The sequence below is a fragment of the Stenotrophomonas sp. PAMC25021 genome, assembly GCF_004795795.1.
GTDB classification, from domain to species: Bacteria; Pseudomonadota; Gammaproteobacteria; order Xanthomonadales; family Xanthomonadaceae; genus Stenotrophomonas; species Stenotrophomonas muris.
Genome location: NZ_CP039255.1, coordinates 2601426 through 2624211 on the forward strand (window position 1 = coordinate 2601426; position 22786 = coordinate 2624211).

At 68.0% G+C, this 22786-nt stretch carries 23 protein-coding genes and 2 riboswitches; of the genes, 15 read left to right on the forward strand and 8 right to left on the reverse strand.

Going from position 1 to position 22786, the window contains the following annotated elements; genetic code table 11:
• Positions 1-37 precede the first annotated feature (37 nt).
• The 5 genes from E5790_RS12235 (at position 38) to E5790_RS12255 (ending at position 3378) form a co-directional block, all read left to right on the forward strand.
• Entirely contained in the window at positions 38-538 is a 501-nt protein-coding gene (locus E5790_RS12235; RefSeq protein WP_111206766.1) for a MarR family transcriptional regulator, read from the forward strand.
• The gene (locus tag E5790_RS12240) at positions 535-1275 is read left to right on the forward strand and encodes a DNA alkylation repair protein (protein WP_111206765.1); all 741 of its coding nucleotides are present in this window, start codon (positions 535-537) and stop codon (positions 1273-1275) included. The genes E5790_RS12235 and E5790_RS12240 overlap by 4 nt, the downstream gene beginning before the upstream one ends.
• A 48-nt stretch (positions 1276-1323) precedes the next feature.
• The gene (locus E5790_RS12245) at positions 1324-1662 is read left to right on the forward strand and encodes a DUF6616 family protein (protein WP_046432768.1); all 339 of its coding nucleotides are present in this window, start codon (positions 1324-1326) and stop codon (positions 1660-1662) included.
• 90 nt (positions 1663-1752) lie between these two features.
• Positions 1753-2010 (forward strand): hypothetical protein, encoded by a 258-nt coding sequence (locus E5790_RS12250; protein ID WP_014648585.1) that lies wholly within the window; start codon positions 1753-1755, stop codon positions 2008-2010.
• A gap of 294 nt (positions 2011-2304) precedes the next feature.
• Positions 2305-3378 carry a 3-deoxy-7-phosphoheptulonate synthase gene (locus E5790_RS12255; RefSeq protein ID WP_014038657.1) on the forward strand — a complete coding sequence of 358 codons (1074 nt, stop codon included), beginning with the start codon at positions 2305-2307 and terminating at the stop codon, positions 3376-3378.
• Between the two features lie 262 nt (positions 3379-3640).
• Here the strand turns inward: E5790_RS12255 and E5790_RS12260 are convergent, their stop codons facing one another.
• Entirely contained in the window at positions 3641-4258 is a 618-nt protein-coding gene (locus tag E5790_RS12260; RefSeq protein WP_005411215.1) for a trimeric intracellular cation channel family protein, read from the reverse strand.
• Between the two features lie 84 nt (positions 4259-4342).
• Positions 4343-4446, reverse strand: a riboswitch (glycine riboswitch).
• 13 nt (positions 4447-4459) lie between these two features.
• Positions 4460-4549: riboswitch (glycine riboswitch) on the reverse strand.
• A 40-nt stretch (positions 4550-4589) separates the two neighbouring features.
• Here E5790_RS12260 and E5790_RS12265 point away from each other — a divergent pair.
• The 3 genes from E5790_RS12265 to E5790_RS12275 all read left to right on the forward strand — a co-directional run bounded on the left by E5790_RS12265 (position 4590) and on the right by E5790_RS12275 (position 5861).
• Complete coding sequence (locus E5790_RS12265) at positions 4590-4865, forward strand: GIY-YIG nuclease family protein (RefSeq protein WP_111206764.1); 276 nt, start codon at positions 4590-4592, stop codon at positions 4863-4865.
• 144 nt (positions 4866-5009) lie between these two features.
• Entirely contained in the window at positions 5010-5441 is a 432-nt protein-coding gene (locus E5790_RS12270; RefSeq protein WP_049408669.1) for a nuclear transport factor 2 family protein, read from the forward strand.
• A gap of 3 nt (positions 5442-5444) precedes the next feature.
• Entirely contained in the window at positions 5445-5861 is a 417-nt protein-coding gene (locus E5790_RS12275) for a hypothetical protein (protein WP_049408667.1), read from the forward strand.
• 87 nt (positions 5862-5948) lie between these two features.
• On the opposite strand, the gene E5790_RS12280 is transcribed toward E5790_RS12275, so the two are convergent.
• Positions 5949-7229: an NAD(P)/FAD-dependent oxidoreductase gene (locus E5790_RS12280; RefSeq protein WP_046432761.1), complete on the reverse strand. Its 1281-nt coding sequence runs from the start codon at positions 7227-7229 to the stop codon at positions 5949-5951.
• Positions 7230-7352: 123 nt separating this feature from the next.
• Here E5790_RS12280 and E5790_RS12285 point away from each other — a divergent pair, with 123 nt between their 5' ends.
• Positions 7353-8132, forward strand: coding sequence for an NYN domain-containing protein (locus E5790_RS12285; protein WP_014648580.1), 780 nt, complete (start codon positions 7353-7355; stop codon positions 8130-8132).
• A 112-nt stretch (positions 8133-8244) separates the two neighbouring features.
• Positions 8245-8865, forward strand: coding sequence for a glutathione S-transferase (locus E5790_RS12290; RefSeq protein ID WP_014648579.1), 621 nt, complete (start codon positions 8245-8247; stop codon positions 8863-8865).
• A gap of 96 nt (positions 8866-8961) precedes the next feature.
• On the opposite strand, the gene E5790_RS12295 is transcribed toward E5790_RS12290, so the two are convergent.
• Positions 8962-11139 carry a primosomal protein N' gene (locus tag E5790_RS12295; protein ID WP_014648578.1) on the reverse strand — a complete coding sequence of 726 codons (2178 nt, stop codon included), beginning with the start codon at positions 11137-11139 and terminating at the stop codon, positions 8962-8964.
• Between the two features lie 412 nt (positions 11140-11551).
• Between E5790_RS12295 and E5790_RS12300 the strand changes: the two genes are divergently transcribed.
• The 4 genes from E5790_RS12300 to sppA all read left to right on the forward strand — a co-directional run bounded on the left by E5790_RS12300 (position 11552) and on the right by sppA (position 16739).
• Positions 11552-12556 carry a hypothetical protein gene (locus E5790_RS12300; protein WP_014648577.1) on the forward strand — a complete coding sequence of 335 codons (1005 nt, stop codon included), beginning with the start codon at positions 11552-11554 and terminating at the stop codon, positions 12554-12556.
• On the forward strand, positions 12549-13130 hold the full coding sequence (locus E5790_RS12305; protein ID WP_032958258.1) for a DUF3106 domain-containing protein: 582 nt from the start codon (positions 12549-12551) through the stop codon (positions 13128-13130). The genes E5790_RS12300 and E5790_RS12305 overlap by 8 nt, the downstream gene beginning before the upstream one ends.
• Positions 13131-13336: 206 nt before the next feature.
• Entirely contained in the window at positions 13337-14701 is a 1365-nt protein-coding gene (locus tag E5790_RS12310; RefSeq protein ID WP_046432753.1) for an MATE family efflux transporter, read from the forward strand.
• Between the two features lie 115 nt (positions 14702-14816).
• Positions 14817-16739: a signal peptide peptidase SppA gene (gene sppA / locus E5790_RS12315; protein ID WP_032958263.1), complete on the forward strand. Its 1923-nt coding sequence runs from the start codon at positions 14817-14819 to the stop codon at positions 16737-16739.
• 98 nt (positions 16740-16837) lie between these two features.
• Here sppA and E5790_RS12320 read toward each other — a convergent pair whose 3' ends face one another.
• Positions 16838-17050, reverse strand: coding sequence for a hypothetical protein (locus E5790_RS12320; protein ID WP_111206763.1), 213 nt, complete (start codon positions 17048-17050; stop codon positions 16838-16840).
• A 111-nt stretch (positions 17051-17161) separates the two neighbouring features.
• Here E5790_RS12320 and E5790_RS12325 point away from each other — a divergent pair, with 111 nt between their 5' ends.
• Positions 17162-17938 (forward strand): SDR family oxidoreductase, encoded by a 777-nt coding sequence (locus tag E5790_RS12325; RefSeq protein ID WP_014038643.1) that lies wholly within the window; start codon positions 17162-17164, stop codon positions 17936-17938.
• A gap of 94 nt (positions 17939-18032) precedes the next feature.
• On the opposite strand, the gene E5790_RS12330 is transcribed toward E5790_RS12325, so the two are convergent.
• The 4 genes from E5790_RS12330 to E5790_RS12345 form a co-directional block, all read right to left on the reverse strand.
• A complete protein-coding gene (locus tag E5790_RS12330; RefSeq protein WP_041864295.1) occupies positions 18033-18746 on the reverse strand; it encodes a hypothetical protein in 714 nt (237 codons plus the stop codon).
• A 34-nt stretch (positions 18747-18780) separates the two neighbouring features.
• The gene (locus E5790_RS12335; protein WP_111206762.1) at positions 18781-19470 is read right to left on the reverse strand and encodes a DUF4124 domain-containing protein; all 690 of its coding nucleotides are present in this window, start codon (positions 19468-19470) and stop codon (positions 18781-18783) included.
• A gap of 43 nt (positions 19471-19513) precedes the next feature.
• Positions 19514-20104 carry a Sua5/YciO/YrdC/YwlC family protein gene (locus tag E5790_RS12340; protein ID WP_080053022.1) on the reverse strand — a complete coding sequence of 197 codons (591 nt, stop codon included), beginning with the start codon at positions 20102-20104 and terminating at the stop codon, positions 19514-19516.
• 128 nt (positions 20105-20232) lie between these two features.
• The gene (locus E5790_RS12345; RefSeq protein WP_049408649.1) at positions 20233-22725 is read right to left on the reverse strand and encodes a DNA topoisomerase I; all 2493 of its coding nucleotides are present in this window, start codon (positions 22723-22725) and stop codon (positions 20233-20235) included.
• Positions 22726-22786 lie beyond the last annotated feature (61 nt).

Genomic DNA, 22786 nt, shown 5'->3' on the forward strand with positions numbered 1-22786 from the left:
GATATGATTAGGCGCCTAACCATATCGCGTTCGTGAGATGATCGAAGCCAAGCATCAGGCCCTTCTGGAGGAATCGCAGCGACGCGGCCACGCCAACATCGCGCAACTGCGCCTGTGCTTCCAGCTGCTCTCGTTGTCCTCGTCGATCGATCGCGACTGCGCCGCGCGGCTGGCACCGCATGGGCTCAGCGAGGGCCGCTTCGTCGTGCTGTTCCTGCTGCACGGGGCCGGTGGCACGCTGCCGCCGCACCTGCTGGCCGAGCGTGCTGGCGTGACCCGTGCCACCATCAGCGGCCTGCTCGATGGCCTGCAGCGTGAAGGCCTGCTGCAGCGTCGCAGCGATGACGGGGATGGCCGCCGTCTGCAGATCGTATTGACCGCACCGGGAAAGCGCTTGGCCGAGTCGTTGTTCGAGCAGCACACGCAATGGATCAGCGGCCTGTTCGACGGCCTGGATGCGGGTGAACAGCAGCAGCTGTCGCAGCTGCTGCACAAGGTCTGGCAGCACACGGACGGCGGGCGGGAATCGGCAGCATGAGCACGCCCGTTCCTGCGCAAAGGCTGCATGCACTCAACAGTGGCAGCGCTGCTGCCACCCATCTGGCCGAATGCCTGGCCGTGGATTTCACCGCGCTGCTGCAGGTGGTGGCGCCTGCCCTTGAGCCGGAATCGCTGCAATGCATGCGCGACGCCTCAGGCAAGGGCATCACCCAGCGCATGGCGCTGGCGGCGCGGTTGCTGCACGAAGCCGGACAGGGGGAGCCTGCGCGCTGGCAGGCGCATACGTCAGACACGGTGCGTGGCTGGGCCTGCTACCTGATCGGCGGCGACGCCGACGCGACGCTGCCGGCCAAGCTGCAGGCGATGCGGCCACTGGCTGACGACCCGCACTTCGGCGTGCGCGAATGGGCGTGGCTGGCGCTGCGTGCCGACATTGTTGCCGCACCACTGCAGGCGCTGGAGTACCTGCAACCATGGACGCAGGAAGGATCGCCGTACCTGCGCCGCTTCGCCTGCGAAGCGCTGCGCCCGCGCGGCGTGTGGGCCACACATGTCGCGCTGTTCAAGCGGCAGCCGGAACTTGCAGAGGCGATGCTGGAGGCACTCGCCGACGACCCGGAGCGCTATGTGCAGGACTCGGTCGGCAACTGGCTCAATGATGCCGGCAAGACACAGCCGCAGTGGCTGCGTGCGCTGTGCGCGCGCTGGCAACAGCAGCACCGTGGCGATGCCAATGCCTACATCCGCAAACGCGCCATGCGCTCGCTCCGGTAGTGCCGGCCGCTGGCCGGCAACCCCCCAAACCTTCAAGGAAGAAGCAGCATGTCGCACACCTTCATCGAGCTCTATACCGCCACCCCCGCCTGGACCACGCTCCAGCCCGAGCAGCGGAATGCCTTCTTCGCCCGTATCGGTGCAGGCATGCAGCAGTTCGATCCAGTCCGCATCACACTGCTGGCGATGGGCCGCATTGCCAGGGGCGTACAGCACGGCAGCGATGAGCAGTTCTATGCGGTCTGGCGCTGTGCAAGCCGCGCGGACGCCGATGCGCTGGTGGCCGGCATTGCCGCCACCGGTTGGCATCAGTACTTCGCCACCATCAACGCCGTCGGCGCAGACGATGGGATGGGGCAGCACCTTGCCGACCTGGCCGCCTTGTAGCAGCGTCTCCGGACGCGCATGGCACATGCGCCTGTCACCCGGACGCGGTAAACAGGACATTGCCCATGTCCATCCGCAGGGAAGTTGATCATGCAGAGCACGCTCCAGGTCACGCTGTTCGGCCCGCTTGGCGACAGCCCGGCATTGCAGTTGCCGGGGCGGGAAGGGCCGTCGGTGGCCATCCCGGAGGCGGCCCTGCGGCGGTTGGTCTCCGACCTCTACACCACCCGTTCCCTGCTCAATCCCGAGCAGCTGGACGAGGCCAGGCAGGAGCTGGACCGCGTGCTGGAGCGCTGGGCCGACATCCACGAAGGCCTGTTGCTGGACGTGGAAGTGCATGGCAAATGAGCGGCTTTGCGTGGCTGCTGCCGCGTGGGCAGCGCCGGCGCGCGCCTCGCTGAGCCGCACCCCCGGTTGCGGATGAAACATTTTGCACTGCGCAAAAGCTGTGCTATCAATACACCCCATGAACGCAGCCGCCACCCGCTTTTACTGGTATTACTTTCCGAAGCCACTGGCGGAGGAAGGACTGCGCTCACCCTGAAGAAAGCTTCAGACGCATTCCCGAAAGCCGCCAGCGAACCTGGCGGCTTTTTTCATGCCGCCACGCTGGGGACCCCAACGTTCCGGAGATCTCCTGCAATGCCCCCGCACACCGACGACCTGCGCATCCGCACCATCGAACCGCTGACACCGCCTGCCCAGCTGCTGGCGATGCTGCCCTGTGACGATGAAGCCTCCGACACCGTCAGCGCCTCGCGCGCGGCCCTGCACCAGATCCTGCACGGCCGTGACGACCGCCTGGCAGTGGTGGTGGGCCCGTGCTCGATCCACGACCCGAAGGCCGCCATCGAATACGCCCAGCGCCTGAAGCCGCTGCGCGACGCGCTGGCCGGCGAACTGGAAATCGTCATGCGTGTGTACTTCGAGAAGCCGCGCACCACGGTGGGCTGGAAGGGCCTGATCAACGACCCGGACCTGGACGGCAGCTTCAGGATCGACAAGGGCCTGCGCATCGCACGCGGCCTGCTGCGCGACATCAACAAGCTCGGCCTGCCGGCCGGTGTCGAATTCCTCGATGTGATCTCGCCGCAGTACATCGCCGACCTGGTGGCGTGGGGCGCGATCGGCGCGCGTACCACCGAAAGCCAGGTGCATCGTGAGCTGGCCTCGGGGCTGTCGTGCCCGGTCGGCTTCAAGAACGGCACCGATGGCAACGTCAAGATCGCCGCTGACGCGGTGGGTGCGGCGTCCAACCCGCATCACTTCCTGTCGGTCACCAAGCAGGGCGGCACCGCCATCGTGTCGACCACCGGCAATCCGGATTGCCATGTGATCCTGCGCGGCGGCAAGCAGCCGAACTACGACGCCGGCAGCGTCGCCGACGCCTGCCAGGTGCTGGCCAAGGCCAAGCTGCCGACGCGCCTGATGATCGACGCCAGCCACGCCAACAGCCTGAAGAACCCCGAGAACCAGCCGAAGGTGATCGAGGACATTGCTGTTCAGCTGGAAGACGGCGAACAGCGCATCGTTGGCGTGATGATCGAGAGCCATCTGGTCGGTGGCCGCCAGGAACTGGTGGAAGGCCAGCCGCTGGTTTACGGGCAGAGCATCACCGATGGCTGCATCGACTGGGACACCACCGTGACGGTGCTGGAGCGTCTGGCTGCGGCCGTGCGCGCCCGTCGCGACGTGAAGGTGTCCGAAGCAGCCTGATCGAAGCCGCCTGAGTGCGGCACGTGTGTGGATGGCGGCCAGCGCCTGCGGGGGTGCGGCCGCGATCAGGGCCGGTCGGAGTTGGAGGCCGGCCCATCTGCACCGGCGATGCGCCTGGCGCTGCGCATGAGCGACAGCGCCAGGTACATCGCCGGGGTGGTGATACCGCTTCCTGTAGCGTCGAGCCACGCCCGACCTGCGCGCGAAGCGCGTTGGTTTCCTGCAAAGAGCAGTCGAGCATGGCTCGACTTTACGAAGAGGCTCAATGCACTTCGTCGTGGTAGACGAACTTCGGCATTTCCCAGCGGTAGTGGATCGCCAGCAGGCGCAACGCGAAGCCGCCGCCAAGGCAGCACAGGATTGCGGTGGCATCGGCCACGCCCCAGTGCAGCAGCAACAGATAGGCCGCGCCGGTCAGCAGCGCGATGATCGCGTACAGCTCCTTCTGGAAGATGAGTGGCACCTCGTTGCAGAGGATGTCGCGCAGCACGCCGCCGAACGCGCCGGTCAGCATGCCGGCGATCAGCACGATCGGCATTGCATGGCCGGCTTCGCGCGCGATCGAGCAGCCGATCAGGGTGAAGGCGATCAGGCCCAGGCCATCGAGCACGAGGAAGGTGCGGCGGAAGTGGTGCATCCAGCGCGCCACCCAGGTGGCGATCAGCGCCGCGCATACGGTGAAGCCCAGGTACTCGGGATGCTTCACCCAGCCCAGCGGATAGTGGCCGAGCAGGATGTCGCGCAGCGAGCCGCCACCGAGGGCGGTGACGCAGGCGATCATGACCACGCCGAACAGGTCCATGCGGCGGCGGCCGGCGGACAGTGCGCCGGTCATGGCTTCGGCGGAAATGGCGATCAGGTAGATGATGGACAGCAGCATGGGACAGGCTCCGGGCGCGGTGGGGCCGGCCATGCGCGACCGCCGCCACTGCCTGCGCAATGACGGGATGACGATGACCGGTGCCGCTCCCGCTGTCCTTTTGCCTGAGAGTTCAGCGGCATGGGCCGCGTGCCCCTTCGGCGGATCGTCCCGGGCATGCCCGGTGACCTCTCTCCAGCTCGGCGAGTCGAATGCATGGTTGGTGGGATTCCAGCCCACCGGCCTGAGCGATCATGGGAGCCTGCGCCTTCGGCGGGCGCCAGCGCGGCGCCTCTCTCCTGCATTCGGGTGCCAGTATATCCGCTGCAGTGCAGCACGGCATAATCCAGGCATGGCCTCGTCCGTCCGCCCGTGGTTCCTGTACCTGCTCGAATGCCGCGATGGCAGCTATTACGCCGGCATCAGCACCGATGTGGAGGCGCGTTTCGCCGCCCACCAGGCCGGCAAGGGCGCGCGCTACACCCGGGCCCGGCCGCCGCTGCGCGTGCTGGCCGTGCGCGAGTACCCGGACCGGGCCGCGGCCTCGCGGGCCGAGTGGCAACTCAAGCAGCAGCCCCGCGAACGCAAGCTGGCCTGGCTGCAGGCAACGGATCCTGCGCTTCTGTAGAGCCGAGCCCACGCTCGGCTGTTGTTCCGTCTGCCCGATGCGGGAGCCGAGCATGGGCTCGGCTCTACAGTAGATCCACGTCATGCGTGGATGGGCCGTTCGGCCCATGCGATGATCCGCCCGCGCCCAGAGCTGGAGACCCGGATGTCCACGATCGCCCTGCTGTTCGCTCTCTCCGCAGCAACAAGCCCTGCCGCCGACCCCGCCACGATCGCGGCCATCGAAGCCACCTGCCACGACTACGTCGATGGACAGCTGGAGGCCGATCCGCAGCGCGTCGCCCGTTCGCTGCACCCGGACCTGGCCAAGCGCGCGGTCCTCGGCGATACACCCGACGAGCGCCTGGGCCTGCGCCGGATGTCGAAGGAAGAGCTGGTCTCGCTGACGAAACAGGGCGCGCTGAAGACCCCGAAGGATCAATGGGATCGCCGCTGCACGGTGCTGGACGTGACCGGCAACGCGGCCTCGGTGCGGCTGGAAACCCCGTGGTTCGTCGACTACTTCCACATGGGGCGTTTCGACCAGCGCTGGGTCATCGTCAACGCACTGTGGTACCCGAAACCGAAGGCGCACTGAGCGATGCGTGCCGCCGGCAACGCATGGATCTCCGTCGTCGTGCTGGTCGCCGGCATCGCGCTGCTGCCTGGCCTGCTGTATCTGCTCGGGCTGGCATTGGTGGACGGTCGGCCGAAGCCGGCCGACCGCGCGCCCAGTGGCGTGGCTGCGTGCAGCGGTGAGCCACGGGCGGGATACCAGCCGATGAACCCCTGGCGCTTCACCGCCCAGTTCTTCGACAAGGACGGGATGAAGAACAAGGTGCCTGAAGTGGAGCGGGAGGCCTTCTGGATTGCCCGGCGCCACCTGTGGCGGCAACCTCGGCGCGGCATGCTGCGCTGGCATCTCAGCAGCACCGCGTTGGCGATCTGGATCACCCGGCATTGGAGTACCGCGCAGATTGCGGACACCGCGAGGAAGGAGGACTTCTGCCGGAAGTAGATCCACGTCATGCGTGGATGCGGTAGCCGGGGTCGGGTCCCATTCCGGCGGAAAGGGCCCTGACCCCTGGAAAGGCCCCGGGAAGCCCTAGCGCCTTGGCCGCCGGTCGTCCTGGTCATCACCGAAGATGATGCGCGCGCTGCGCTGGTAGCTCCAGTACGCGACCGCCCAGTTCAGCAGCACCACGATGCGGTTGCGGAAGCCGATCAGGAAGAACACGTGCGCGGCCAGCCAGAACCACCAGGCCAGCACGCCGGAGAGCTGCAGCCGGCCCAGGTGCACGATCGCGGCCATGCGGCCAATGGTGGCCAGGTTGCCGTAGTCGGCGTACTTGAACGGACCGGGCTCGGGCTTGCCGTGCAGGCGTGCACGGACCACCTCGGCCACGTACTTGCCCATCTGCTTGGCTGCGGGCGCCACGCCGGGAACCGGCTTGCCGTCGGCCTGGCTCAGTGCGGCCAGGTCGCCGGCCACGAACAGCTCCGGGTGATCGGGCAGGGTCAGGTCCGGCTGCACCTGCACGCGGCCGGCGCGGTCCAGCGGCACGTCCAGCGTGCGCGCCAGTGGTGAAGCGGCCACGCCGGCGGCCCAGACCACGGTGCGGGCCGGCACGAACTGCTCACCGAGCTTGAAGCCCTGGCTGTCGATGTCGCTCACCGGGGTACCGGTCAGCACTTCCACGCCCAGCTTTTCCAGCTGGCGGCGCGCCTTCAGCGAAAGCACTTCCGGGAACGAGGACAGCACGCGCGGCCCAGCCTCGACCAGCCGCACCTTGGCGCTGGCCGGATCGATGTGGCGGAATTCGTTGCGCAGCGTGTGGCGCGCGATCTCGGCCAGCGTGCCGGCCAGTTCGACGCCGGTGGGACCACCACCGACGATGGCGAAACTCAGCCACGCCGCCTTCCTGGCCGGGTCCGGTTCGGCCTCGGCGCGTTCGAACGCCAGCAGCAGCTTGCGGCGCAGTGCAATGGCATCGTCCAGCGTTTTCAGGCCAGGGGCATCATCGGCCCACTGGTCGTTGCCGAAGTAGGCGTGGGTAGCGCCGGTGGCCAGCAGCAGGCTGTCGTAGTCCAGCGTGCTGCCATCGGCCATGCCGATCTGCCGTGCCTGCTTGTCGATGGCGACCACTTCGCCGAGGCGGACTTCCACGTTGCGCTGGTGGCCGAGGATGTGGCGCAGCGGTGCGGCGATATCCGGCGCGGACAGGCCGGCGGTGGCCACCTGGTACAGCAGCGGCTGGAACAGGTGATGGTTGCGGCGGTCGACCAGGGTGATGCGTATGCGCTCGCGGGCCAGGGCACGGGTGGCCCAGAGACCGGCAAAACCGCCGCCGACAACGACCAGGTGGGGAACGCGCTCGCGACTCATCGACTCACTCCAGTGGGGGCATTGGGGGAAGCGCCTGGCATCTTCGCACGGCGGCCACCTGTCACGTCAGCGCCTGGGTGGATCGGCGATACTCGGGTTCAGGCAACCGCCCGCGAGGAATCCATGAGCGAACCGGAAAAGCGCATCGCCCTGTTGATCGACGCCGACAATGCGCCGGCCTCGAAGATCGACGAGGTCCTGGCCGAAGTCGCCCGCTATGGCGTGGCCAACGTGCGCCGTGCCTACGGCAACTGGAAGAGCCCGCGGTTGAAGGGCTGGGAAGCGGTGCTGCATGAGTATGCGATCCGCCCGATCCAGCAGTTCGCCTACAGCAAGGGCAAGAATGCGTCGGACATGGCGATGGTGATCGATGCCATGGACCTGCTGTACGCGCGCAACCTTGATGGCTTCGCCATCGTGTCGAGCGATGCCGATTTCACCCCGATGGTGATGCGCCTGCTGACCGACGGCGTGAAGGTGTACGGCTTCGGCGAAAAGAAGACGCCGGAACCGTTCGTCAACGCGTGCTCGAAGTTCACCTACCTGGAAGCGCTGGGCCAGACCCACGCCAGCGTGCCGGATGCCGAGCAGGCATCGAGCGAACAGGCATCGAACGAGCCCGTCGCCAATGATGATGCACGCCCGCGCAAGAGCGGGGCGGAGATGCGCAGCGACACCCGGCTGGTGAAAATGCTGCGCCGCGCGGTGTCCTCGGCCGAGGGCGAGGATGGCTGGTCGCACCTGGGGCCGGTCGGCAGCCAGATCGGCAACCAGGCCTCGTTCGATCCGCGCAACTATGGCTACGGCAAACTCAGCGATCTGCTGGCGGCGATCGGCCTGTTCGAGCTGAAGAAGGACGGCAAGTCGTCCTACGTGCGCGCGCTGCCAAAAAAGAACCGGTAGTGCCGGCCGCCGGCCGGCAGCGCGCAGGCGCCCGATCCCGCATCCGGCACGCACATCTCCACTCCAATCAGGCGTATCGTTGCCGCTCGCATTGCCAGCAAGGAAAACCCGCATGTTGAAGATCTGGGGCCGCCGCAATTCCAGCAACGTCCGCAAGGTGCTGTGGTGTGCCGAGGAGATCGGCCTGCCGTACGAATCTATCGAAGTAGGCGGCAGCCATGGCGGCACGCAGACGCCGGAGTACCAGGCGATGAATCCCAACGGCCTGGTGCCGGTGATCGAGGACCACGGCCTGCCGCTGTGGGAATCGAACACCATCGTGCGTTACCTGAGCGCGCGCTATGCGCTGGGCACGCTGTACGCCGAGGACCCGATGGAGCGCGCGCAGGCCGAAAAGTGGATGGACTGGAGCACCTCGCGGATGGCGCCGCTGTACAGCGACCTGGTCTGGGGCATCATGCGCACCGCGCCGGCCGACCGTGACGAAGCGCGCATCAGCGCGGCCATCGTCCGTGCCGGTGACTACCTGGCGATGGCCGATGCCACCCTGGCCACGCAGCCATGGCTGTCGGGCGGGACGTTCGCCATGGGCGACATTCCGCTCGGCTCGCTGGTGTACGCCTGGTATGAACTGCCGATCCAGCGCCCGGACCTGCCGCACCTGGCCGAGTGGTATGCGCGCCTGCGTGAGCGACCGGCCTACCAGCGCGGCGTGATGTCGCCGCTGACGTAAGCGAAGGCGTCCGGGGTCAGAGCCCTTTTCTGCGAAAAGGGATCCGACCCCAGGGCATCGGGGTCGGATCCCACCCGACGGGTGGGCTCTGACCCCTCAGTAAAGATCCGTTGGATCCACATCCAGCGACCAGCGCACCTTGCGTGCTTCCGGCAGCGCGTACAGCTGCGGAACCAGTTGCGAAAGCACGCCATGCAGCGGCGGCCGCTGCACCGCAGACAGCAGCAGCTGCGTGCGCTGGTAACCGGCCCGCCGCGGCATCGGCGCCGGCATCGGCCCGTAGGCCTCGACCACGTTCTGTTCGCCCAGCAGGTGCCGGGCTGCCAGCAGGAATGCATTGGCATGCTCCACCTGCTGCGCTTCGGCGCGCATCAGCGCCAGATGCGCGAAGGGCGGGAATCCGGCCGCCTGGCGCTGGTTCAACTCGGCTTGCGCGAACGGATGGTAGCCACCGCTCACCAGGGTTTCCAGCAGCGGGTGCCCGGGGTGATGGGTCTGCAGCCAGACCTCGCCCGGGTCGCGCGCACGTCCCGCGCGACCGGCCACCTGGATCAGCTGCTGCGCCAGTTTTTCGCTGGCGCGGAAGTCGGCCGAGAACAGGCCCTCATCGATACCCACCACCACCACCAGGGTCAGCTTGGGCAGGTCGTGGCCCTTGGCCAGGATCTGCGTGCCGACCAGGATGCCGGGCTGGTCGCCCAGTTTCGCCAGCTGCTGTTCCAGCGCGTCGCGCCGTGAGGTGGTGCTGCGGTCGATGCGCACCACCGGGAAGTCGGCGAAGGCCGCAGTGAGATGTTCTTCCAGGCGTTCGGTACCGATGCCCTGCGGTTGCAGTGCCAGGCTGCCGCAGGCGGGACATGCCAGCGGCGCCGGTTGCCGCGCGCCGCAGTGGTGGCACTGCAGGCGACGACCGCCACCATGCACGGTCATCGGCGCATCGCAGCGCTGGCATGGCGCGGTCCAGCCGCAGTCGTGGCACAGCAGCACCGGTGCGTAGCCGCGGCGGTTCTTGAACACCAGCACCTGCTGGCCACGCTGCAGATGCTCCCCGATGCCGGCCAGCACATCGGCCGAAAGGCCGTCATGCAGCGGGCGCTTGCGTACATCGAGGATGCGCACGCGCGGCGGCCGCGCATCGCCGGCGCGCTGTTTCAGGCGCAGGTGGGTGTAACGCCCGGCGTAGGCGTTGTGCAGGGTTTCCAGCGAGGGCGTGGCACTGCCCAGCAACACCGGAACGCCCAGCGACTTGGCCCGGACCAGGGCGAAATCGCGCGCGTGGTAACGGATGCCGTCCTGCTGCTTGTAGCTGCCGTCGTGTTCCTCGTCGACGATCAGCAGGCCGGCCTGGGGCAGCGGCGTGAACACCGCTGAGCGGGTGCCGACGATGACGCGCGCTTCGCCGCGTGAGGCCGCTGCCCAGACGCGCGCGCGCTCGTTGTCGTTCAACCCCGAGTGCAGCGCATGCACGGCGATGCCGAGGCGGCCACGGAAGCGTGCCAGGGTCTGCGGGGTCAGGCCGATTTCCGGCACCAGCACCAGCGCCTGCCTGCCCTGCGCCAGGCAATGGATGATCGCCTGCAGGTAGACCTCGGTCTTGCCGCTGCCGGTCACGCCATCCAGCAGGAACGGCTGGAAGCCGTCGGCGGCAGTGATCGCGGCCACCGCCTCGGCCTGGTCCGGGTTGAGCGTGGGACCGGGCAGTGGCTGCGCGTGTTGGGGGGCCACGCTCAGCGCAACCCGCTCGGCCAGCCCGCGCTTGGCCAGGCTGCGCGCGGCGGTGCGCCAGTCCTGCATGCGTTCGCCCAGCACGTCCTCATCCACGATGGCTTCGGCCAGCAGCTCGGCCAGTTGCCGTGGACGGCTGCCTGCGCGCAGCTTTTCACGCTGGGCGTGGCCTTCGGTGGTCAGCTGCCAACCCCAGTGGTGTGTGTCGGGCAGGACCTCGCCATGGCGCAGCGGGCCGGGCAGGGCGGTGCTCAGCACCTCGCCCAGTGGCGCATGGGTGTAGCGCGCCAGCCATTGCAGGCTCTGCCACAGCTCCCCCTGCAGCAGCGGCTGCGGGTCGCACCAGGCCAGGGCTTGGCGCAGTCCCTGGCCGTCGTCGGTCTGGCCGTGCCCCACCACCACACCGACCAGCTCCCGGTTGCCGAACGGCACCTTCAGGCGGCAGCCGACCGCGACCGCCGGTGCATCGCCCTCCGGCGACAGGTAGTCGAACAGGCGGGGCAGGGGGACAGGCAGGGCGACCTGCAGGGTCGGAATCGGTGAAAGCATCGGGCCAGTGTAACGGGCCATGCGCGCGCGAACGGCAGCAGCGGGAGCGGCGGGGCGGCGCCCGTTGAATCATAAATGTCACCTAAATATCGGTGTCCATTGGAGATTCAGTCTTATCCACATGTTCTGTGGATAACGTTGTGCGTTAACGGCCATCGGAAACGTAGAAGGCCGATGGCGACGGCCTCACGCTTGGGTTGGTCAAAAAATCGCCACACAACAAAAGACAATAAAATCAATATCTTAAGTGTGAAACAATGCTGAAACAGAGTGAATTCAGCCCGAAGCCACAGTTTTCGCCGGAGGGGGCGTGGTGCTGTGCACAACCTGCAGCACGAAGTGCCTGTGGGCGCAAGTCCTACGGGCGTCGATGGCCTGCCGCTATCATGCCGGCAGACCTTTGGAGTGACCGATGACGGCTGTGCCCGCCCCTGTTTCCTCGACCGCGGCCGGCGCGCTGTCGGCGTTCCTGCGTGGCGTCGAGCGCCGTGCCTTGGTGGTCGCTGAACTGCAGTGCGGCGATGCCGCGCGTGCCGAGCAGACCCTGGTGGCGGTGATGCGCGCCTTTGCCGCAGTGGCCAGCGACCTGCCGATGGCGCAGTGGCCGACCCGCTTCTGGACCCTTCTGGGCCAGCGCCAGGCGCTGCGCGAGCCGGTGGGCGGGCAGTGGCTGCCGCCGTTGGCCGTGCTGGGCGCGATGCCGCCGCTGCCGCGCCTTGCGCTGCTGCTGCGGGTGGGGGGCAGCCTGGACGAGGGCATCGCCATGCGCGTGCTCGACCAGGACGAGGCCGGCTACCAGCACCTGCTGGCCGACGCCTGCCCGCGTGATGCCCACGGCCAGCCGGATGCCTCGGCCTGGCGCCAGTTGGCCGAACAGGTGCAGGCGCGTATCCGTGAGTTGCCGGCCGCGCGCCTGCAGCAGCTGCAGCAACCCGCCGCCGCGACCGCCCACAATGAAGCCCCGACCCCGAGCTGGCGCGCACCGCAGCGCGATGAGCGGGCGGCCGCCAATGGCAAGCGCCGTCGCACGAACGCCAAGCCACGTTGGCGCGGTCCGCTGATCCTGCTGGCGACCGTGGCGATACTGTTGGCCGCAGCGCTGGGCTGGCGCCACTGGCAGGGGCATTCCTTCGGCAGTGATGCACCGCTGCCGGAGGGGGTGGTGGGCGAAGCCGGTCCGGTGACGGTGGAAGCCCTGCCACCCAGCAAGGTCAACGCCACGCCGGATGCGACCACGGCCCAGGCCACGGACGACGCAGCGATGCTGGCCGATCGTGACTACCCGCTGGTTGCCGATGCCGACCTGTACGCGTGGACTGCCGCGGGCGGCCCGCTGCCGGTGGATGAATCGCAATCCAGGCCGAGCCGGCCGGAGCCGGCCAGTGCCACGCTGGAAACCGCTGCTGCCGATGAATAAGTCCGTGTTCGCCAGCCTGCTGCTGGCCCTGCCGTTGTCGCTGTCTGCCGCGCCGCAATCGTTGAACGTGCCGTTGCCGCCACCGACGTCGCCGGCCACGCCGGTGGCTTCGCCAGCACCGTCGACGGCAGCACCCTCTGGCTTCGCCCAGCTCGATGCGCAGCAGCAGCGCCAGCGCCGCGCCGACTACGCCGCCTGGCGCGCGCTGCCGGAAGGAGAGCGCGAGCGCATCCGCCAGGCGGCTGCGCGATTCAATGCGCTGCCTGCGGACCAGCAGCAGCGCCTGCGCCAACAGTTCCGCGACCAGGACCAGGCGTTCCGCGACGGGTGGCGGCTGGGCCCGCAACTGGGCCTGGAATTCCCCAAGCTGCATGGCTTGTTCGGCTTCGTGCCGCCGGAACAGCGCGAGACCGCGCTGGCCGTACTGCGCCAGCTCAGCCCGGCGCAGCTGGCCCAGCTGACTCTGGTCGCGCAGCGCACGCCACCGCAGGAACGCGACGCAGTGCGCAGCGCTTTCCTCGCCGTGCCCGCCGCCGAGCGCGACAGCTGGCTCAAGCGCCAGGCCGGCCAGTAAAAAAGGGGACGGAGGGGATTAAGTCGCATCCGGCACTAGCGGGCCTGAAACGACTTAATTCCCTCCGTCCCCTTTTTGTGTGGGGCGGCTGAAACCCAGCATTCACGCCATGTCATGGGAATGCACGCGCCGCCCGCGTAAGATGGGCGCCCGCAACCCGGTGCCTGTGCCCTTCGCGCGCAACCGCAGTTCGCGTCAAGCACCTTATGTCTACTGCAACCTCCACGCCGCGCTTCAGCAAGGAAGTCGGCGCCACCGGTCTGCTCGCCCTGCCGCTTGTGCTGGGCCATGTGTCCACCGGTCTGATCTCCTTCGTCGACAACGTGATTGCCGGCCACCACGCCACGGCCACACTGGCCGCCGTCACCATCGGTACGGCGCTGCTGTGGCTGCCGATGCTGATTCCGATCGGCACCCTGATCTCGCTCACCGCCTCGGTGTCGCAGCTGCATGGCGCCGGCCGCGAGCGCGAGATCGGCCCGCTGTTCCGCCAGGCACTGTGGCTGGCCTTGGGGCTGGGCCTGATCATGTTCACCTTCCTCACCGTGGTGCCGCCGCTGCTGCCGTCGTTCGGCATCGCGCCGGACATCGTGCCGGGGGCGACCGCGTTCCTGCATGCGGTGCGCTGGGGCGGACCTGCGCTGACCCTGTACTTCTGCATGCGCTATCTCAGTGAAGGCATGCACTGGACGCTGCCGACCATGCTGCTCGGCTTCGGTGGCCTGCTGGTGCTGGCACCGATGGGCTATGTGCTGGCCAACGGCAAGCTCGGCTTCCCGGAAATGGGCGCCGAAGGCCTGGGCATCGCCTCGGCGGTGATGATGTGGCTGCAGGCAATCGCCTTCGCCACCTACCTGTGGTTCACCAGGCGCTTCGCCCATCTGCAGCTGTTCTCGCATTTCGAAGGGCCGCGCTGGAAGGCGATCTGGGACTTGCTGCGCACCGGCCTGCCGATCGGCATCACCGTGCTGATGGAGGGCGGCCTGTTCATCGTCACCGCGCTGCTGATCGGCCGCCTTGGTGCCAACGAAGCCGCTGCGCACCAGATCGCGATCAATGTCGCGCAGCTGTGCTTCATGATCCCGATGGGCGTGGCCGAGGCCACCACCGTGCGCGTCGGCCATGCGGTCGGCCGTGGTGACGGCTTCGGCGTGCGGCGTGCGGCCTGGGCCGGTTACGCGATCATCATGGGCACGCAGACGTTGTCGGCGGCGGTGCTGCTGTTCGGCCACGATGCCATCGTCGGTGTGTACACCAACGACCTGGCGGTGGCCGGCCTGGCCTCGACCCTGCTGCTGTACGCGGCCACCTTCCAGTTCCCGGACGGCATCCAGGTGCTGTCGGCCGGCGCGCTGCGCGGCCTGAAGGACACCCGCGTGCCGATGTTCATCGCCATGTTCGCGTACTGGGGCCTGGGCATGCCGCTCGGCGCCGGGCTCGGCCTGGGGCTGGGCATGGGCCCGCAGGGCATGTGGATCGGCCTGATCGTCGGCCTGACCGCCGCTGCCATCCTGATGGGCTGGCGCCTGCGCCGCAGCAGCCAGCGCATCGGGCAATCCGCGCTGTCCTGATCTTCCCGCCCGCCACGTTCACCCGTGACGGGCGATCCCCTGACTTGTGTCCGATGCTGCATCACGCGGCACCGGCTATGCTGGTACCACGGCAAGAAGCCATCCGGAGCGTTCCATGAATCAACCCGTGCCCCCGCTGCCCCCGGCGCGTCGCAACCCCGTCGCCAGTTTCTTCATCGGGCTGTGGGACGTCATGAACTTCACCCGCCGGTTGATCCTCAACCTGGTGTTCTTCGGCCTGCTGTTCCTGCTGCTGGTGATGTTCGTCATCGCCGCCGGCATGGGTGCCGGTGCCAGCAAGTCGCTGCAGGACCGCACGACGCTCGTGATCGCGCCGGAAGGCCGCTTGGTCGAGCAGTTCAGCGCCGACCCGGTCAGCCGCGCGCTGGCCAAGGCGGTGGGTGACAACGGCGCCGAGGAGATCCAGCTGCGCGATCTGCTGCGGGTGATCGAGTCGGCCAAGGAAGACAAGAAGATCGAGCGCGTGGTGCTGGAGCTGGACAAGCTGCAGCCGTCCGGTTTCGCCTCGCTGCGTGAGGTGGCCGCCGCGCTGCAGGACCTGCGCGCCTCCGGCAAGCAGCTGGTGGCCTACAGCGAGAGCATGGGCCAGTCGCAGTACCTGCTGGCCGCGCAGGCCGACGAGGTCTACCTGGACCCGATGGGGTCGGTCGTGCTCGAAGGCCTCGGCCGCTACCGCCAGTACTTCCGCACCGGCCTGCAGGACAAGCTGGGCGTGGACGTGCACCTGTTCAAGGTGGGCGAGTACAAGTCCGCGGCCGAGCCGTACGTGCTCGACGCGGCGTCGCCGGCCTCCAAGGAAGCCGACCTGTTCTGGATGAACGACGTGTGGCAGCGCTACCTGGGCGACATCGCCAAGGCCCGCCGCCTGGATCCGGCACAGCTGGCCGCCGGCATCGACACCCTGCCGGAAGGCATCGCTGCCGCCGGTGGTGACCTGGCCAAGTTCGCCCTGCAGCAGAAGCTGGTGACCGCGCTGAAGACCCGCGAGGAATTCGAGGATCTGATGATCGAGCGCGGCGTGGCCGACGAGGATGCCGACGGTGGTTTCCGCAACGTTGACTTCGGCCGCTACCTGGCCCTACTCGACGCGCGCCGCAACCCGGTGGACTCGCGTCCGCAGGTGGCCGTGGTGGTGGCCGCCGGCGAAATCAGTGGCGGTGACCTGCCGGCCGGCCGCATCGGTGGCGAGTCGACCTCGGCGCTGCTGCGTGCCGCGCGCGACGACGACAACGTGAAGTCGGTGGTGCTGCGGGTGGATTCGCCGGGCGGTGAAGTGTTCGCCTCCGAGCAGATCCGTCGTGAAGTGGTAGCCCTGCAGGCCGCTGGCAAGCCGGTCGTGGTGTCGATGGGTGATCTGGCCGCTTCCGGTGGCTACTGGATCAGCATGAACGCCGATCGCATCTATGCCGATCCGTCGACCATCACCGGTTCGATCGGCATCTTCGGCATGGTGCCGAACTTCAGCCGCGCGCTGGACAAGATCGGCGTGCACACCGACGGTGTCGGCACCACCCGCTTCGCCGGCGCCTTCGATGTCACCCGCCCGATGGACCCGGCCGTGGGCCAGGTCATCCAGACGGTGATCAACAAGGGCTACGCGGACTTCACCGGCCGTGTCGCCGACGCCCGCAAGAAGCCGGTCGAGGCCGTGGACGAGGTCGCCCGTGGCCGCGTGTGGAGCGGTGCACAGGCCAAGGAACGCGGCCTGGTCGATGCCTTCGGTGGCCTGAAGGACGCGGTGGCCGATGCGGCCAGCCGCGCCAAGCTGGGCAAGGCCGATGCCTATCGCGTGCGCTACATCGAGAAGGCGGCCACGCCGTTCGCGCAGTTCGTCAGCGGTTTCGCCGGCAGCCGCGCCGGTGCCTGGATGCTGTCCGATTCGGGGATGGCGCGGATGATGCTGGCACGCACGATGCCGGAAGTGGACACTCAGTTGCGCTTCGTCGAGAACGCGGCCCGCGAGAAGGGCAATGGCGCTCCGGTGAAGGCGCTGGCGTACTGCTTCTGCGGATTCTGATCGGCAACGGTACCGAATGAAAACGCCCGGCTCTGGCCGGGCGTTTTCGTTCATGGGGTCGGATCCCTTTGCCCCGCAAAGGGCTCTGACCCCACAGGTCACTGCGTCGCGTCGGCCTCGGCCTTGCGTTCGCGTGCGGCGGCCTCTTCCACCGCTTTCTGCCCGCCCTTGGCGCGGTCCAGCGGTTCCTGCATCGCACGCGACATCGCTTTGGGCACCGGTGGCTTCTCCGGGTTCGGCGTCGGCGGCCGCTGGCAGGCCACCAACAGCACGCCGGCCAGCAGGGACGAGAACAGGGTCAGGATGCGCATGGCGGCTCTCCGCAGTGGGCGTACGTGCAGTGTCGCATCCTCGGCAGAGGGCCGCCGTGAGCGCGTATCCTTGCGGCATCGAAACACAGCGGGCGCGGCCCCGGAGGACTCATGACCCAGCAACGGTGGCGCCTGGACGGCCAGACGGCCCTGATCACGGGTGCCAGCGCCGGTATTGGCCTGGCCATTGCGCACGAACTGGCTGGCCTCGGCGCCGACCTGATGATCGTCGGCCGCGACATCGACATGCTGGAAACGGCGCGCGACGAACTGCTGGATGTCTATCCGCAGCACCAGGTGCACGCGCTGGCGGCCGATGTCTCCGATGACGAGGACCGTCGGCAGATCCTGGACTGGGTGGAAGATCACAGCGATGGCCTGCACATCCTGGTCAACAATGCCGGTGGCAACGTCACCAAGGCGGCCACGGAATATTCCGAGGACGAATGGCGCAAGATCTTCGAGACCAACCTGTTCTCGGCCTTCGAGCTGTCGCGCTACGCGCATCCGCTGCTGGCCCGGCACGCGTCGTCGTCGATCGTCAATGTCGGCAGCGTGTCCGGGCTGACCCATGTGCGCAGTGGCGTGGTCTATGGCATGACCAAGGCGGCGATGCACCAGATGACCCGCAACCTGGCCGTCGAGTGGGCGGAGGATGGCATCCGGGTCAACGCGGTGGCGCCCTGGTACATCCGCACGCGGCGCACGTCCGGTCCGTTGTCGGACCCGGACTACTACGAGGAAGTGATCAACCGCACGCCGATGCGCCGCATCGGCGAGCCGGAGGAAGTGGCCGCAGCCGTTGGCTTCCTGTGCCTGCCGGCGGCCAGCTATGTCACCGGCGAATGCATCGCGGTGGATGGCGGCTTCCTGCGCTACGGGTTCTGATCTTCCAAAAGGTAGTGCCGGCCGCTGGCCGGCAACTGGAATCATTTGAAGATCCTGCGATTGCCGGCCAGCGGCCGGCACTACCGGGTGGCTGTCACCCCGGTACCGGGCAGTTGCTGGCCTCCAGCACGCCCTGCAGCCGTTCGCGTTCCCCACGGGCGTTGTCGCGGTTTTCCGGCGAGGCGAACCGCTCACGGCCACGTGCGTCGCGGAAGCGTTGCTGCCAGCTGCTGCAGCGCTGCGCGTCCGGCAGTTCCTCGCAGCGGTCGCGCACCACTTCGCAGCCGGCGGCATTGACCGGCGTGGCGCCGCCCAGTCCCTGCACGGTCATCAGTTCGCAGCGCCCGGGGGCGGCTTCGTATTCGTGCAGGTAGCCACCGCCCTGGCTGTCGGTGCACTGGAAGATCGGTGGCAGCGGCGGCTTCGGCGGCGCATTGCTGTCCGGCGCGGCATCGGCCTGGCGTGGCAGCGATGCACTGTCGAGTATCAGATCGCCGCCTTCGCGTTCGACCATGCCAGCTTCCATGATCGTGCGTCCTTCCCCGGGGCGACGAGGCGCGGGTGCGGGAACGGACGGCGCAGTGGCCGCGGCCGGTCCGGGCGCGGCCGGCACGGGTGCCGCTGAGGCCGGCGCCGGCGGAGCACTGGCCGGCACCCTCACCACCTGCTGCTTGCTGCCGGCAGGGCAGGGCGTGCGTTGCAGGGTGGGCACATCGCTGCTGCTGGAGGTACAACGGTAGATCACCCCGTCGTCGGCCAACGCGTTGCCGGCGAACAGGCCCAGGGCCAGCCAGATCAGGTTCTTCATGCGCACAGCGTACATGCCCAGGCAGGCATCGCGCTCAGCGTTCGCAGTCCCGCGACAGGCGCGCGTCGATGCCACGCTGTTCATTGCTGATGGCGGTGCGCTCACTCTGCAGCGCGCTGTTGTAACGGCGGTCCAGTTCCCAGCGGCGGTCACGCAGGCGCGCACAGACGTCCTGCGGCGGCAGCGCATGGCAGCTGTCACGGACCAGCACGCTGCCGGCCGGCACCTGCACGCCGACGCCCACCGCAGGCGGCCGGTAGCCTGTGCCTTCACCGATCGGCGCACCGACCGGCGTGCCGAAGCCCGGGCGTGGACCGGGATGGACCGCGCCGTGGTGCCCGTGCGGGAGCCACACGCTGGTCCACAACGGGACCCAGCGCGGATTGCCCTCGTTGCTGTCGCTGGTGTAGCGGCGACCGTCGTCGCTCACGCACTCGTACAACGGTTGTGGCGGCTGGATGTAGACGTGGCGGGCTTCGCGATCGCGCATCACCGGAACCTCGCTGGGCGCCGCGGGAGGGGCGTCACTGCGCACCACCCGGGGTGCCGGATCGCGCGGGCGCTGCAGGTCACGCACCTCCTGCCGGCCGCTGCTGCAGGGCCTGTCCTGCAGGGCCACGGCGCCATTGCTGGCGACGCAGCGGTAGACGCGCACGTCCTCGGCGGCCGGTGCGGTCCATGGCAGCAGCAGGCACAGGCCCAGGGCGGTGCGCAGCAGGTTCATGGCGGCAGGGTGCGTGATTGTGCGTGGCAGTGCAATCGTCCGCTCAGGAGCGCAGCACGTTGCCGCTGAGCGCGTCGCGGATCGGGGTGGGCTGGGCCAGGCCGCCGGTTTCGCCATCGAGGATGCCATCGAGCAGGCGCAGCAGGCGTGGATCCAGCTCGGCACGGCTGCGTGCCGGTGGTTCACCGGCCAGGTTGGCGCTGGTGGAGACGAGGGGCCCCCCCCAGGCGCGGCACAGTGCGGCGACCAGCGGGTGCGCGCTGATGCGCACGGCGATGCCGCTGTGCTCGCCGGTAATCCAGGGCTGGGCGCGCGGACCGGCCGGCAGGATCCAGGTGTTGGCACCCGGCCAGCTGGCCAGCACCGCGCGCTGGCGGGCATCGGGCAACGCCTGCAGGCGCACCCAGCCCTCCAGCTGCGACAATTCGGCGGCGACCAGGATCATGCCCTTCTCGATCGGGCGCTGCTTCAGCCGCAGCACCATGTGCACCGCCGCCTCATGCGAGGGATCACAGCCCAGGCCCCAGACCGCTTCGGTCGGATAGGCGATCACGCCGCCGGCGCGGAGCGTGGCGACAGCAGAGTCCAGGGTGAGTTCTTTCATGGCGGCGACCGGCCCGACGTGGGCCCCCATTATCCCCCTGCGGCGTGCAGAAGGGGTGGACCCTGGCCCGGTAGTGCCGGCCGCTGGCCGGCATCGGGTGCTTCTGGATGTTGCCGGCCAGCGGCCGGCACTACCCCTTATCCACGCATGGCGTGAATCTACTTCGCGGCTTTCTTGACGGCCTTCTTCGCCGGTGCCTTCTTTGCAGCGGCCTTCTTTACCACGGCCTTCTTCGCCGCCTTCTTGGCAGGCGCTTTCTTGGCTGCGGCCTTCTTCGGCGCCGCTTCCTTCTTCACCGCCGCCTTCTTGGCCGGTGCCTTCTTCGCGGCAGCCTTCTTGGCGCCGAAGCCCTTGCGCACGGGCTTGCCGGTTTCTTCCATCAGCTGCTGCACTTCGGCCAGGGTCAGCGATGCCGGCTCGCGATCCTTGGGGATCTTGCCGTTCATCCTGCCGTCGCTGATGTACGGGCCGAAGCGGCCGTTCAGCACCTGGATGTCGCTGCCCTCGAACTCCTTGATGATCCGGTTGCGCGCGATCTCTTCCTTCTCTTCGATCAGGAACACGGCGCGGGCCAGGTCGATGGTGTACGGGTCGTCTTCCTTCTTCAGCGAGGCATAGGTGCTGCCGCGCTTGGCGAACGGGCCGAAGCGGCCGATGCCGACGCTGACCGGCTCGCCGTTGTCCTCGCCCAGCGCGCGTGGCATCAGGAACAGTTCCAGCGCGTCTTCCAAGGATATGGTGTGCATCGACTGGCCGGGGCGCAGCGAGGCGAATTTCGGCTTCTCCTCGGCGTCCTCGGCGGTGCTGCCGATGGCGGCGTAAGGCCCGAAGCGGCCGAGGCGCACGCTGACCGGCTTGCCGGTCTTCGGGTCGGTGCCGAGCTCGCGCGCGCCACTGGCCTCGGCGCGGTCCACCGATTCCTTCTTGTCTTCCACCAGCTCCTTGAACGGCTCCCAGAAGCGGGCCATCAGCGGGATCCACTCTTCTTCGCCACGCGAGACGGCGTCGAGCTCGTCTTCGAGCTTGGCGGTGAAGTCGTAGTCCACGTACTGGGTGAAGTGGCTGGACAGGAACTTGGACACCGCGCGGCCGACGTCGGACGGGCGGAAGCTGCGGCCTTCCATTTCCACGTACTTGCGGAACAGCAGGGTCTGGATGATCGAGGCGTAGGTCGACGGACGGCCGATGCCGTACTCTTCCAGCGCCTTCACCAGCGCCGCTTCGGTGTAGCGCGGCGGCGGCTGGGTGAAATGCTGCTCGGCCTGGATGCGTTCCAGCGGCACGCGGTCGCCCGGCTTCATCGCCGGCAGCTTGCGGCCTTCGTCCTCGTCTTCGGCGCTCTTGTTGTCCTTGCCTTCCTCGTACACGGCCAGGAAGCCGGGCACCACCACGGTGGTACCGCTGGCACGGAACACGTGCTCGCTGCCAGCGGACAGGTCGACGCTGACGGTATTGAGCGTGGCCGGGATCATCTGGCAGGCGACGGCGCGCTTCCAGATCAGTTCGTACAGGCGGCGCTCGTCGTCGGTCAGGAAGCGCGCCACCTGGGCCGGGGTGCGCAGGGCCGAGGTCGGGCGCACCGCCTCGTGCGCTTCCTGGGCGTTCTTGGACTTGGTCTGGTACGTGTTCGGCTGGTCCGGCAGCGAGGCGATGCCGTAATCACGGGCGATCACGTCGCGGATCTCGGCCAGCGCGTCCTGCGACAGGTTCACCGAGTCGGTACGCATGTACGAGATGAGGCCGACGGTGCCTTCGTCACCGATCGCCACGCCTTCATACAGCTTCTGCGCCACCTGCATGGTCTTGCGGGTGGTGAAACCGAGCTTGCGCGAGGCTTCCTGCTGCAGGGTGGAGGTGGTGAACGGCGGCGCCGGGCGGCGCTTGCGCTCCTTGCTGGCCACGTCGGTGACATGCAGCGAGCCCTGCGCGGCCTGCTGGATGCGCAGGCGGGCGGCTTCGGCGGTGTCGCCGTCGGTGATGGTGAACTGCTCGAATTTCTGCCCGTCCAGCTTGACCAGCTTGGCGTTGAAGTGCTGCGACGGGTGTGCGCACTCGGCGGCGATCGACCAGTACTCGCGGGCGATGAAGGCTTCGATCTCCTCCTCGCGCTCGACGATCATGCGCAGCGCCGGGCTCTGCACGCGGCCGGCGGACAGGCCGCGCTGGACCTTGCGCCACAGCACCGGCGACAGGTTGAAGCCGACCAGGTAGTCCAGCGCGCGGCGCGCCTGCTGGGCATCGACCAGGTCGCTGGCGATCGCGCGTGGCTGGCTGATCGCTTCCTTGATGGCGCGCGGGGTGATCTCGGTGAACACCACGCGCTGCATCGGCTTGTCCTTGACCAGCCCGCGTTCCTTCAGGATCTCGGCGATATGCCAGCTGATCGCTTCACCTTCGCGATCCGGGTCGGTCGCCAGCAGGATGTCGTCGGCGCCCTTGGCGGCCTTGGCGATCGCGTCGACATGTTTTTCGTTCTTGTCGATCACGTCGTAGTGCATGGCGAACCCGTTGTCCGGGTCGACCGCGCCTTCCTTCGGAATCAGGTCACGCACATGCCCATACGAGGCCAGGACGGTGTAGTCCTTGCCGAGGTATTTGTTGATCGTCTTGGCCTTGGCCGGCGATTCGACGATGAGCAGGTGCTTGGGCATGGCAGCAGTGTCTGTGGGGCGAGCCGCAGGGGAGGGGCCGCTAGGGTGGAGCAAACGGCCG